Raw genomic sequence first — 12,895 nt, forward strand, 5'->3', positions numbered from 1 at the left:
TTTACGAGTCAGAAACTTGATTTACGAGTCAGAAACTTGATTTACGAGTCAGAAACTTGATTTACGAGTCAGAAACTTGATTTACGAGTCAGAAATGCGATCGCATCGCCGCATCACCTAATAAACATATCTGTGACAAAATAATATTGTTATTTTATAGGCAATGTGATGCCTTCGGTGGTCACTAGCTACCAGAAAATAGGACTTTGGAATAGCGCTTCCAGAAGCGATGTCTGACGACAAGCCGAAAAAGCGTCTACGCGTCCTCTCAAAAGATAACGGGAAAAGTCAGATATATTAAAGTGATTTTATACAATCCCGAAAATGCGAGCGAAAATACGAGATACAGAGATTTTCTTTGATGTGGAAGGTTCTGCATTAGTGGTGGATGGCGCGAGCATCTGCTCTAAACCTGTCGCCTTTCTAATTCATGGGGGACCTGGTGCGGATCATACTTCCTTCAAACCAACCTTCTCGGCTTTAAGCCGAAAACTACAACTAGTCTATTTTGACCATCGCGGTCAAGGAAGGTCAGCTCGTGGACCTAAAGAAACCTATACTCTAGACAATAATGTTGAAGATATGGAAGCGTTGCGCCAACACCTTGGGCTGGACAAAATTGTTGTGATTGGCGGTTCTTATGGTGGTATGGTGGCTCTAACTTATGCAGTTCGCTATCCTCAGAATGTCTCTCATCTGATTGTGATTGCCACGACAGCCCATAGTGGCTTTTTAGAACGGGCTAAAGAAATCCTAGCATTAAAGGGAACTGAGGAACAAAAAGCAAGCGCTCAACGACTTTGGGATGGTAACTTTGAAAATGAGGAACAGCTAAGACAGTATTTTCAAGTGTTGGGACCAATGTATTCGCTAAGATATGATCCCACCACATCAGGCATTGCTTGGCAGAGGAATATTCTCTCAGTTGATGCGATTAATGTTGCTTTTGGCGGTTTCCTCCGCAACTACAATATTCTTGACCAGTTACACAAAATTACCGCACCCACTTTAGTTATTGCAGGTCGGTATGACTGGATTTGCGCCCCAGAATTTTCTGAAGAAATTGCTCAGGCAATTCCTAATGCCGATTTGAGAATTTTTGAGAATAGCAGTCATTTGATCCGCGCTGATGAGCCAGAAGCACTTTTGGATGTGATTACGGGTTTCTTGGTTTACAACTCGTGATGGGTAAAGCCCCTGTCATTTATGCCGGGGATATAAGCCAATACGGTTCAGTTAGGGGTAAAACTCTTTGTCAAAGTCAATTTTTTTAACGAACCGCAAAGGACGCAAAGGAGAGGCAGCGCGTTGCGGGGGTTCCCCCCGTTGTAGCGACTGCCGTCGCAAAGGACGCAAAGGAAGAGAAGGAAGAGAAGGAAGAGAAGGAAGAAATGCTTAACTGAACTGTATTGGGATATAAGCGAGTAACCGAATTTATTCGGTCAGCTTTTTACACCGATCGCCTGCGTTCATAACTAGCATCAATCGGTTCATCTGGCGTATTGAGAGGTTTTTTATCCTCACCTATGCAAATATCAGAATATACAGTCATAAATCTACCGATTTACCGTAGAATTATTCTAAGTGGAAAAATAAAGTTTTAGTGCCGACTACAAGGGTTCTAGAAAACTATGTCTGAACCACGCTATGGGATTTGGATTCCTGTTTACGGCAACTGCGGCGTGATGAATCATCCTCTTGAACCTCGTGATGCTAGTTACTCACGAGCCAAGAATTTAATCCAGTTGGCCCAAAGGTGCGGATTTACCACAACTTTAATCGCGCAACATATTATCAATCCCAGGAACCAAGAACTTGACCAGCTAGAAACCTGGACAGCAGCAGCAGCACTTGCAGAAGCAACAAACTCTATCGAGATTATTGCAGCTGTTAAGCCATTACTGTTTCATCCCGCCGTCTTAGCAAAGATGGCCTTAGGTATTGATGCAATCAGTGGTGGACGTTTTGCGATTAACTTAGTAAGTGCCTGGTTCAAGCCAGAAATGGAAAAAGCGGGGATAAATTTCCTTACCCATGATGAGCGTTATCGCTATTCGGATGAATGGATTAAGGTCGTAAAAAGTTTGTGGAGTGGAGAAAAAGTCAACTTCTACGGTGAATATTTTCAGATCAATGATTTGAAGTTCAATCCCCCACCTATAGCCAAACCACATCCGCGTGTATATATAGGAGGAGAATCAGAACCAGCCCAAGAACTAGCTGCAAAAGAAGCGCATACATTTTTCCTCAATGGTCGTCCGATTGAAGTCATCCGCGAAACCATTGCGGCTGTTGCTCAAAAAACTAAGTTTCGCTCTCAACCTCTGGGCTTCGCCATGTCAGCTTTTGTGATTGCTCGACCGACAGACGAAGAGGCGGAAGCGGAATATCAAAACCTCAGAGCAATGATACTAGCACAAGACGATCGCTCAGAATTACTCAAAGGAGTAGATTCTGAAGTAGTTATGTTCAAAAACATGGCTAAGTACCCTGGTGTGGGGAGCAATGGCGGTACAGCAGCAGGATTGGTTGGTAGCTATGAAACTGTAGCCCATCGGATTGCTGAATTTACCAAAGTAGGAATTGGTACTTTCATGCTGCAATTCCAGCCTTTTGCCACAGAAATGGAGCGTTTTGCTGCGGAAATTATACCAAGAGTGCAAGCATTAACGGTAGATAGTGAAGCGATGTCTGCGACGGTCACTGAGCTTGCCGAAGTGCGGGCTGTTCGGTGACGCCAACTTGAAAATAGGAGCTAGCTAAGAATTTTAGATTTTGGACTTCGGCTTCTCTCCGAGACGCTACGCGAACGCTCAGTCGAACGATTTTGGATTTTGGATTGTAGATTGAAGTTGAAACCAAAATTTTTCTCCACTTCCCACTAACCAAAGGAAACTTTATGACTACAACTCTAACTCGTCCAGCTTGGACTACTGATTTAGAACTGGAAATTTTTGAGAAACTGCTTGAGAAATATGCTCTCCATATTCCGAAAAAGCGATTGCAAGAACCTAGATCGCCGGAAACCGAAGAGGAAAGAGAGAATTTCTACCGCTTCCGTGTGGCTGGTGCAGCCCATGACCTGTTTATTGTGCAAGTCTGTGCTAAGATAATTGACTCCTTTGCTGACCCAGAATTACAGCTATTTTTGAGTAGACAAATCGGTGATGATGGCGCACACGCTCAAAATACTCGTTTAAGAGCGCAGGCTATATCGGGACGTGACCCAATTGAGGATATCCAAAAGCAGGTGCAGAAGCATTGGGATTATATGGGTGATTTACCCATTCGTAATTGGCAAGGCTTTTTAGCATTTGAGTTGCATTACGAACTTCATATTGTGGCTTTATTATTCATCAATAGCCGTACCAGCAAAATCAACGACCCAGACTCAGCCAAGTTTGCGGCAGAAATAATCCTGCCAGATGAAGCAGTTCACCGCCTGGGAGTTGTAGAGTGGTGGCAACGTAAATTTGATCTAGCTTCACCCGCAGAGAAAGAGGATTTGATCGCACAAGTCATAGAAGCAGATGAAGAAGGTCAACGCCGACGCAATCCTTACCTTCAGGATTATTGGCTGTTGAGTCAAAAAGCTATTGGTATTGAAATTGATGATTTGCCAGTACTTTATGATGCTTGGCGGCGAGAGGTTCTTTCTTACTTCTTGGATATCCCGATATCTAGATTGCCCAAACTTGTGAGTGTGAATGATTGATGATCAAAAAACCGCCCTTTGAGTTTTAATTTGAAACAAGCTCCCAAAAAGGAACGATTAACCTCTGGGGTTTACCGTGGTAATACATTGGTTTTTCATATTTTACCAGATTTTAAATGTTACTAATTTATTGATGATTAGTAACATTTCTGGTTAATGAATTAATTTAATAATATTTAATTTAGCCTTGTTAGCTATGATTAATTATTTATCGATTTTAGTCGTCAAAAACACTATAATTTTTAGGTTAAAGGTGTATGATATTTTATCGAACAGAATTCAGGGGTCAGGAGTCAGAACTCAGAATGAATTCTGAATTCTGGATTCTGCATTCTTCTTCAACTAATAACAGTAATGTTTTGGAAATAATTCGATATTAAATTTGAGCTATAGGTTTGTTTTGGGAGATATAACCCAATACGGTTCAGTTAAGGCTAGCACTCTTTGTCAAAGTCATTTTTTTTTACGAACCGCAGAGGCGCAGAGAACACAGAGAGAAGAAAGAGAAGGAAAAAATTTCTTAACTGAACTGTATTGAGATATAACCTCGATTTTAAATTCGGACTAAAAAATGCTAAAAGGCAAAAAAAAATATGTTAAATAGATTGATAAATCAGTTGTTAGTCGCTGTTAGCGATCGCATCTATTCTTTTCGCCAGTTGTACACCAAAACTATACAATCAAAAACGAATGATCCCAACATCCAAAAACTAAATCAATTAGTCGTTGATCCCGAATTGAAGGATTATATCAGAATTCAGAATTCAGGAGTCAGAATTCAGAAGTAAAACAGCTTTTACACCAGGGTTTGAGACTTTGGTTGTGTACCTCACTTTCCTTGAAATGCGCTGTATATCAACAACTATCTCAAGGGGGCGATCGCCCCTGCATTCTAAACATGATACGGAGGGCTAATGAGCAAATCGAAGCAATTAAAACTGGGTGCGATCATGCGCCCGGTAAGTATACATACAGGCGCTTGGCGCTATCCTGGGGCTTTGCCTGATGCTAATTTCAACTTCCCAGCGCTGAAAAGATTCATCCAGAAACTAGAGCAGGGCAAGTTCGACGCATTCTTTATGGCCGATCACTTAGCGGTGCTAAATATGCCAATCAACGCCCTCAAGCGCAGCCATACTGTCACATCCTTTGAACCATTCACCCTGCTTTCTGCCCTCGCGGCCGTCACCGAACATATCGGACTGGTAGCCACCGCTTCTACAACCTATGACCAGCCTTACCACATCGCTCGCCGCTTCGCCTCTCTCGATCATATCAGTGGCGGTCGCGCTGGCTGGAACATCGTCACCACAGCCAATCCAGACGCAGCGCTTAACTTTGGATTAGAAGAGGAAGTAGAACATGACGAACGCTACATGCGGGCTAGGGAATTCTATGATGTCGTCACGGGTCTTTGGGATTCCTTCGCTGACGATGCGTTCATTCGAGACGTGGAGTCAGGGATTTATTTTGATCCCGCAAAAATTCACGTTCTCGGTCATAAGGGAAAACATCTCTCGGTGCGGGGGCCATTGAACATCGCTAGACCTGTCCAGGGTTGGCCAGTGATTGTCCAGGCGGGAGCCTCTGAAGCCGGGCGGCAATTAGCTGCCGAAACCGCCGAGGTCGTATTTGCACCTGCTGGTAATCTGGAGGCAGGTAAGACCCTCTTTGCCGACATTAAGGGGCGGGCGCGGGCGATTGGACGTGACCCAGATAGCATCAAAATTCTTCCAGGTGTCTTGGTGATCGTGGGTGAAACCGTCGCCGAGGCGCGTGCCAAGCGTCTTCATTTGGATAGCCTAGTAGATTATGACAGTGCGATCGCCAGCCTGAATAGCGCACTTGGCTATGACGTTTCGCGCTTTGACCCGGACAGCCCCTTGCCGGAAATCCCGCATACTAACACCGGACAGTCCTCACGAGAACGAGTGATCGCGCTGGCGCAACGCGAGAAGCTGACCATTCGACAGCTAGCTCAACGCATCGGCAGTTACGGTGGGCTGGCCTTTGTCGGCACACCGCAAACGATCGCCGATGATATGGAACAATGGCTGACAGAGGAAGGGTCTGACGGCTTCAACGTCATGTTCCCTTTTGTTCCTGAAGGGCTGAATGACTTTGTGGACAAAGTTGTGCCAGAACTCCAACGGCGTGGGATTTTCCGCCACGACTATGAGGGCAAGACGCTGCGCGAAAATCTGGGATTGGCACGCCCCGCCAACCGCTTTTTCCAGACCACAACTGCTTCAGTCAGCTAAATACGGGTAAAAACAAAGAGAAAAACAATGACTCAAATTGAAGAAAAAGTTATAGATTCTACTTTCGAGTTCTCATCTCCTGTCACAGCGAAATCTCCCGAACTGCAAACTCTGTTTGATTTCATTGCTCTGGGAGCATCTGAGCGCGATCGCGATCGCATCCTTCCTTATAATGTGGTTGAATTGATCCGGCGTTCTAGATTAGGTGCATTGCGAATCCCCGTTGCCGAAGGTGGTGGTGGTAGTACCGCGCGCGAACTATTCGAGGTCGTGATTCGGCTGGGGGATGCTGACCCCAACGTGGCTCATATTGTACGGAATCATTTCTCTGTGACGGAGCGAATTTTGCGTTCTGAGCGCACCCAAAGGAATCGTCGCTGGCTGAAAGCCGTCGTCGATGGCGCGATTATTGGACTCGCTTCGACGGAACTAGAAGCCAAGCGATCAGGTGGTCGCCAAGTCGTGAATACAAAATTAACACCTGATGGCGACGGCTATCGTCTGAATGGAAGGAAATATTACAGCACTGGCAGCCTTTATGCAGACTTGATTTTTGTGCGTGTGTTAGCACCAGATGGCTCTATAGCGTTTATACTCATTCCTACTAACCGCGAGGGTCTTGAACTGGTGGACGACTGGGACGGCTTCGGACAAAGACTGACAGGTACGGGAACGACTACCTTCACCAATGTCCGTGTAGAAGCTGAAGAAGTAATTTTTGAGACAGATACAGACAAAGACGACCTGCCCTACAACATCGTCCCACAATTATTCCTGACTGCCATCAACGCCGGTATTATTCGCAGCGTTCTACGTGATGCGACAGCCCTCATCCGTAACAGACCCCGGACTTTCTACCATGCTGTATCGGAGCAAGCCTCAGAAGACCCAATGTTGCAACAGACTGTCGGGCAGATTGCCGCCAATGCCTTTGCTGCCGAAGCGATCGTTTTAGCGGCAGCTGATGCTCTCGATCGCCTCCCTGCTGCCCAAGCCCAGCGTGAAGAGGCAGAAACGGCTGCGGCGCTGGTAGCTTCTTTGAGTGCAGCCAAAGCTAAATTGATTGTCGATGACCTGGCTCTACGTTCAGCTACCTTGCTGTTTGAAGTTGGTGGGGCTTCTACAACGAAACAAAGTTCCAACTTTGATCGTCATTGGCGCAACGCCCGCACCTTGTCCTCACACAATCCAAATCATTTTAAGGCTCGTGCGATCGGGGACTACGAGATCAACGGTACACCATTGCCGCAACGAGGATTCTTCTAATTTTCAGGACTTACGCAAAAATCGCCAAAAAGCTTAATTTATCGAACTGCCATCCCTGCGAGACGCTACGCAATCGCGCAGCGTCTCGCAGAGAAGATTTCGTAGAGTGTGCGTAAGTCCTATAATTTTGGGGGTTTACAGCTATCTTCAGGTAAATAGACTACGCACTAGGGGCACAGAAAAAGCTCATGCGTGTCAACTTACAGCTATTTTCAGCTAAATAGACCACGCGGTAGGGGCACAGAAAAAGCTCATTGGTGTCAACTTAACGTGAAAGCCTTTTAAAACCTCGTTTCCAGCCTCTGGCTGGAAATGCTGCTCGTTGCGGCTCTGCCGCAAGTCTTGAGGCGGAGCCTCAATGAGGGGCATTCCCAGTCGGAGACTGGGAACGAGATAAGGAGACAATCTCTAAAGCTTGCCGAAAGTTAATTAGTAACTGATTAAGTGCTGCTGTATCAATCAAAAATGTATCGTGGCCGAAGGTTGACTTCAGCCAAACTAGTTGAGCATTAGGGATTAAATCTGCTAGTTCTTGTTGTTCTACTGGGGGATAAAGAATGTCAGAATCAATGGCGACAACTAAAGCAGGTTGTTTAATGCTTTGCAAAACAGATTCATAGTCTTGACCTTGGGCAATATCATGACTATCCATCGCTTGGGTGAGAGTGATGTAAGTATTGGCATCAAATCTCTCTACTAGCTTTTGACCATGATGTTGTAAGTAGCTAGCGATCGCAAATTGGTCAGCAGATGCATCATACTGTCGTCCAAAACGTTCTGTAAAGCTGTGCCAAGAACGGTAAGTACTCATCGCCATCATCCGCGCTACAGCTAATCCTTGGGTTGGCGGCTGTTCAACTGTGTAGTTACCCCCTAGCCAGTTGGGATCAGCATAGATAGCCTGTCTTTGGGCTTCACTTAATCCAATACACCAAGCTGAATGTCTGCCGTCCGTGGCAATGGGTGCGATCGCTTTGACGATTTCTGGATATAATAAAGCCCACTCTAGTACTTGCATCCCACCAAGTGACCCACCAATTACTAGTTGTAGAGATTTAATTCCTAGATATTGAATCAGTGCAGCTTGTAAGCGAACCATATCCCGAATTGTAATTGCGGGAAATGATGCACCGTAATGGATTCCAGTCTGTGGATTGATGCTAGTCGCTCCTGTAGTGCCGTAACAACTTCCCAAAATATTGCTACATACAATAAAATTGCGATCGCTATCCAGTGCTTTTTTTGAACCTAACAAACCTTCCCACCAGTCATCAGCATCAGCCGAACCAGTTAAAGCATGACAAATTAGCACTCCATTGTCGCCTTCTAAGTTTAACTTTCCCCAAGTTCGATAAGCGACCTGAACCCCAGTTAATACTTCGCCTCCTTCTAACTCAAACGGCTTCGAGAGATGGTAATACTGAGTTTCTGGTGAAATGAAGTGCTGATAATTCATCTAATACTAATTGAAGAAGAATGCAGAATCCAGAATCCAGAATTCAGAATTTTAGATTTGGGGAACATGAGCGAAAGACCAATGACAAATGACCAATGACAAATGACCAATGACCAATGACCAATGACTAATGACTAATATATTGAAATGCTTGCTCAAAATCTTCTTTGATATCGTCGATGTGTTCAATACCAACTGATACGCGCACTAAATCAGGTGTCACGCCTGCGGAAAGCTGTTCAACATCACTTAGCTGTTGATGAGTTGTGGAAGCAGGATGAATGACGAGAGTTTTAGCATCCCCAACGTTTGCTAGATGACTCGCCAATTTGACATGATTAATAAAGGCTTTACCTGCTTCTAGTCCGCCTTTGATGCCAAAGTTTAAGACTCCGCCAAATCCATGTCTGAGATATTTTTTGGCTCGCTGATGATGGGGGTGATGGGGAAGTCCTGGATAATTGACCCATGCTACTTGTGGTTGCTGTTCTAACCACTGGGCTAATTCTAAAGCATTGCTGACATGGCGCTCTACACGTAGAGAGAGAGTTTCTAAACCTTGTAATAACAGAAAGGCGTTAAATGGACTCAAACAGGGACCGAAATCCCTTAACCCTTCTACTCTGGCGCGGATAATGAAGGCAATATTGCCGAAGGGACTACCTACACCAAATACTTCTTGAAAAACCAGCCCATGATAACCAGGGGATGGTTCAGTAAAGACGGGAAATTTACCATTACCCCAGTCAAATTTACCAGAATCGACAATTACGCCGCCGATAGAGGTGCCGTGACCACCAATCCACTTAGTTGCAGATTCTACTACAATATCTGCACCGTGTTCAATCGGTCTAGCCAAATACCCGCCTGCCCCAAAGGTGTTATCCACAATTAGGGGAATCCCATTTTCGTGGGCAATGTGGGCTAGGGCAGCAAAGTCCGGGATATTGAATTGGGGATTACCAATGGTTTCAACATACAATGCTTTTGTGCGATCGTCGATCGCCTGACGGAAATTTTCTACTTCGTCTCCTTCGACAAATTTGACATTTATCCCTAAACGTGGTAAAGAAACTTTAAATTGGTTATAAGTTCCCCCATATAAAAAACTGGTAGAAACAATATTATCCCCAGCCTGAGCGATCGTAGTTAAAGTCAAGAATTGTGCAGCCTGACCACTAGCGGTTGCTAATGCTGCTATACCCCCCTCTAAAGCAGCAATTCGCTTTTCAAATACATCCGTTGTCGGATTCATGATCCGAGTGTAAATGTTGCCAAACTCTTGCAGCGCAAACAACCGCGCCCCATGATCCGCATCGTCAAAAACGTATGACGTTGTTTGATAAATTGGTACAGCGCGGGCATTAGTTCCGACAGCTGGTTCTTGCCCAGCATGGACTTGCAAAGTTTCAAAGCGATATTTTTCAGACATAGAAAATTGTGTGAATCAAATATATTTTTGAAGTAGTGCTGGCAGAGATTTACTCTAAGTCTATCGATTTTTAGTATTTTAACAAATTCCGTGGGTTTAATTCCCCCGCAACTAAGAGGATGTTTGAAAAGTCCTCTTGTCGGCATCAAAAGTTTTAGATCCCCCTAAATCCCCCTTAAAAAGGGGGACTTTGATTCTGGTTCCCCCCTTTTTAAGGGGGGCTAGGGGGGATCAATAAGTGCCTAAAATCACAGCAAACTACTTTTAAAACATCCTCTAAGGAATAAGAATTAAATAACATACAATTTATGTCCCTGGCTTACCTCACCCTCAATCCCTCTCCTTATAAAGGAGAGGGAAGCTAGAGACAGGATGAAGTTTTGCTTTTTATTTAATCCACGTTCCTAAGAAGCGGCAAGTTTTGTGTTGGGGTTAAATTCTATCGGGAGCATCTCAGTGAAAGCAAATACACTACACCATAGGAGAAAGAAGATTCCTGCTCCCTCTCCTTACTAAGGAGAGGGCTGGGGTGAGGTTTAGGCTTTCTACGAAAGTGAGATGCTCCCAATTCCATCGAACTCACCTTAAAATAATCAAGGGAATCAAAAGTACTAATCATTTCATATTTATTTGACGCACTTATGACAAACTTATAACAAAAGTATGACCGGAGATTTTGACTGAACAACCTGTTTAAAATCAGGAAATGAAAGAAACTTATCCAGATGAATAATGGTCATAAAATTTTGACAATCAAGACTCATAAATGAGGAAATTTATTATATGAATCGGCTTTTTTCTAAGAGCTTATTGGGGCTAGCAGGTATATCATTTTTACTTTGTTCGTCTCAATTAGCAATGGCACTTGTGCCCAATAACGTTGCGATTATCCTTAATAGTGGCTCTACCAATACGATTGGATACCGCATTTACGTATCACCATCTGGAGAAGTTAATTATGTTGATGGCAAAGGGTCTAATCAAGGCAAATTGTCCCAAAAGTTGACGGAAAACTTTTTCCGTGACCTGAAAATTGCTGAACCTTTATCTAGCTTGCCAAAACAAAGTTGCGTCAAATCTGTTTCTTTTGGTACAACTACTACTATTAGGTTAGCTGATCAGCAGTCGCCAGACATTAGCTGTCCTGGCAATGTTAAAGCTCAAAGCTTGGATAATGACATTATTGCAATTGCCAAAGCTTTAAACGTAGTTAATGTTCCTAAGAGCCAAGGAAAACCACTGCCACCCCAAAACTTTTAGTCGATTCACCGATTTGACTGTTTTTAGCTGGGGTTAGAGATTCTGTGCAAGATAAAGCTGCTCTGGATTTGCACCAGAGCAGTTTTAAAAAAAAGCATTTCAGTGTCAATGTTCTAACATTTGGAAGAATCGGGTAAAGTAATCTGGGAACGTCTTCGCTGTACAGCCAGGATCTTTAATTACAATCCCTGGAACCTTCAAGCCAGTGACAGCAAAAGCCATCGCCATTCGATGATCGTGATAGGTTTCAATCGCCGCCGGGGTAATGGGGCTAGGCTCAATCTTCAGTCCATCTGCAAATTCTTCAACTTTGACTCCCAGGCGACGCAACTCGGTGACAACGGCGCGAATGCGTTCGGTTTCTTTATATCGAATATGTTCTACGTTCCGAATGGTAATCGGTGAACTAGCAAAAGGCGCGATCGCTGCTAATGTTTGCACCAAATCTGATATATCATTCATATCAATGTCGATGCCTTGCAATTGCTTCGGCCCCGTCACTTCGGTGTAATCATCGGCGTGATTAATTTGGCAACCCATCTGTTCTAAAACATTCAGCCAGAGAATATCACCCTGACAAGATTGTTTGGTCAAATGTTTGACACGCACCCGTCCACCCGTGACGGCGGCGGCGGCAAAAAAGTAAGAAGCATTTGACGCATCGGGTTCTACTGTATAATGTCGAGCTTGGTAACGTTGACCCGCTTTGATCTGAAATTGATTATCGCCGATTTGAATCACCTGTACGCCAAAATCCGCCATTAGGCGACAGGTCATTTTGATGTAAGATTGAGAAACTAATGTCCCCTCAACTTCAAAAATCGTATCTTGTTGAGCATAAGGCGCAATCATCAGCAATGCCGAAAGTTGCTGACTTGTTTGGTTGGCTTTCAAGCGAAAATTTCCGCCAGCGAATCCCTGGCTATAGAGGGTGTAGGGCATAAACCCGGAGTTTCCCTCAAAGTTAATGGTTGTTCCACTCGCTTCCAGCACCGTCAACAAGTCGCCCATCGGTCGTTCTCGCATCCGGGGAACGCCATCTAGTCGATATTCGCCGTTCCCCAGTGCCACTAGCGCCGAAATAAACCGTGCTGTAGTACCTGATAAACCCACAAATAAATCTGCTTGTTTAGCTGGGATGTCGCCTCCCCTTCCCGCCACTTGGATTTGTGCTAGATGAGGATTCAGAGCGATCGCAATGCCCAATTGCTCTACGCATTTGGCAAAATACTCGCTGTCTTCACTAAATAAGGCATTTTCTAAAATGGAGTCACCTTGTGCTAAAGCAGCGACAAGCAACGCGCGATTGGTAAGACTTTTAGAACCGGGAATTTCTACCGTGGCATCCACTGGCCGATTTAAAGCAGGAATTGCAATGGTATCCACGTTAAACCTCTACGTAGGCGATCAGCTACAACCTTATATATTGCCATATGGTGAGCAAAAGAGGCAGAGGAGGCTGGGAAAAAGAACTATTGAATCCGCGTTACCCCACCCTAACCCTC

At 44.6% G+C, this 12,895-nt stretch carries 10 protein-coding genes; 7 read left to right on the forward strand and 3 right to left on the reverse strand.

Going from position 1 to position 12,895, the window contains the following annotated elements:
* Nucleotides 1-324: 324 nt before the first annotated feature.
* The 6 genes from V7K27_RS31685 (at nt 325) to V7K27_RS31710 (ending at nt 7,242) form a co-directional block, all read left to right on the forward strand.
* Nucleotides 325-1,185, forward strand: a complete 861-nt coding sequence (locus V7K27_RS31685) for an alpha/beta fold hydrolase (RefSeq protein WP_334952588.1) — start codon at nt 325-327, stop codon at nt 1,183-1,185.
* Between the two features lie 446 nt (nt 1,186-1,631).
* Nucleotides 1,632-2,735 (forward strand): LLM class flavin-dependent oxidoreductase, encoded by a 1,104-nt coding sequence (locus tag V7K27_RS31690; RefSeq protein WP_334952590.1) that lies wholly within the window; start codon nt 1,632-1,634, stop codon nt 2,733-2,735.
* A gap of 164 nt (nt 2,736-2,899) precedes the next feature.
* Complete coding sequence (locus V7K27_RS31695) at nt 2,900-3,715, forward strand: hypothetical protein (RefSeq protein WP_334952592.1); 816 nt, start codon at nt 2,900-2,902, stop codon at nt 3,713-3,715.
* Nucleotides 3,716-4,308: 593 nt separating this feature from the next.
* Nucleotides 4,309-4,503, forward strand: coding sequence for a hypothetical protein (locus V7K27_RS31700; RefSeq protein WP_334952593.1), 195 nt, complete (start codon nt 4,309-4,311; stop codon nt 4,501-4,503).
* 126 nt (nt 4,504-4,629) lie between these two features.
* A complete protein-coding gene (locus V7K27_RS31705; protein WP_334952594.1) occupies nt 4,630-5,976 on the forward strand; it encodes an LLM class flavin-dependent oxidoreductase in 1,347 nt (448 codons plus the stop codon).
* Between the two features lie 27 nt (nt 5,977-6,003).
* Nucleotides 6,004-7,242, forward strand: a complete 1,239-nt coding sequence (locus V7K27_RS31710; protein ID WP_334952596.1) for an acyl-CoA dehydrogenase family protein — start codon at nt 6,004-6,006, stop codon at nt 7,240-7,242.
* Nucleotides 7,243-7,597: 355 nt separating this feature from the next.
* Here V7K27_RS31710 and metX read toward each other — a convergent pair whose 3' ends face one another.
* The gene (gene metX, locus V7K27_RS31715; RefSeq protein WP_334952598.1) at nt 7,598-8,698 is read right to left on the reverse strand and encodes a homoserine O-acetyltransferase MetX; all 1,101 of its coding nucleotides are present in this window, start codon (nt 8,696-8,698) and stop codon (nt 7,598-7,600) included.
* Nucleotides 8,699-8,825: 127 nt separating this feature from the next.
* Nucleotides 8,826-10,130 (reverse strand): O-acetylhomoserine aminocarboxypropyltransferase/cysteine synthase family protein, encoded by a 1,305-nt coding sequence (locus V7K27_RS31720; protein WP_334952599.1) that lies wholly within the window; start codon nt 10,128-10,130, stop codon nt 8,826-8,828.
* A 783-nt stretch (nt 10,131-10,913) separates the two neighbouring features.
* Here V7K27_RS31720 and V7K27_RS31725 point away from each other — a divergent pair.
* On the forward strand, nt 10,914-11,390 hold the full coding sequence (locus V7K27_RS31725) for a hypothetical protein (RefSeq protein ID WP_334952601.1): 477 nt from the start codon (nt 10,914-10,916) through the stop codon (nt 11,388-11,390).
* A 105-nt stretch (nt 11,391-11,495) separates the two neighbouring features.
* Here the strand turns inward: V7K27_RS31725 and aroA are convergent, their stop codons facing one another.
* Nucleotides 11,496-12,776 carry a 3-phosphoshikimate 1-carboxyvinyltransferase gene (aroA, locus tag V7K27_RS31730; RefSeq protein ID WP_334952603.1) on the reverse strand — a complete coding sequence of 427 codons (1,281 nt, stop codon included), beginning with the start codon at nt 12,774-12,776 and terminating at the stop codon, nt 11,496-11,498.
* Between the last annotated feature and the right edge of the window lie 119 nt (nt 12,777-12,895).

This window comes from Nostoc sp., assembly GCF_036919575.1.
Lineage (GTDB): Bacteria > Cyanobacteriota > Cyanobacteriia > Cyanobacteriales > Nostocaceae > Nostoc.

Bases quoted from the DNA above. Each gene is read 5' to 3' on its own strand.
- V7K27_RS31685 (WP_334952588.1), top strand. From the start codon at position 325: ATGCGAGCGAAAATACGAGATACAGAGATTTTCTTTGATGTGGAAGGT.
- V7K27_RS31690 (WP_334952590.1), top strand. From the start codon at position 1,632: ATGTCTGAACCACGCTATGGGATTTGGATTCCTGTTTACGGCAACTGC.
- V7K27_RS31695 (WP_334952592.1), top strand. From the start codon at position 2,900: ATGACTACAACTCTAACTCGTCCAGCTTGGACTACTGATTTAGAACTG.
- V7K27_RS31700 (WP_334952593.1), top strand. From the start codon at position 4,309: ATGTTAAATAGATTGATAAATCAGTTGTTAGTCGCTGTTAGCGATCGC.
- V7K27_RS31705 (WP_334952594.1), top strand. From the start codon at position 4,630: ATGAGCAAATCGAAGCAATTAAAACTGGGTGCGATCATGCGCCCGGTA.
- V7K27_RS31710 (WP_334952596.1), top strand. From the start codon at position 6,004: ATGACTCAAATTGAAGAAAAAGTTATAGATTCTACTTTCGAGTTCTCA.
- metX (WP_334952598.1), bottom strand. From the start codon at position 8,698: ATGAATTATCAGCACTTCATTTCACCAGAAACTCAGTATTACCATCTC.
- V7K27_RS31720 (WP_334952599.1), bottom strand. From the start codon at position 10,130: ATGTCTGAAAAATATCGCTTTGAAACTTTGCAAGTCCATGCTGGGCAA.
- V7K27_RS31725 (WP_334952601.1), top strand. From the start codon at position 10,914: ATGAATCGGCTTTTTTCTAAGAGCTTATTGGGGCTAGCAGGTATATCA.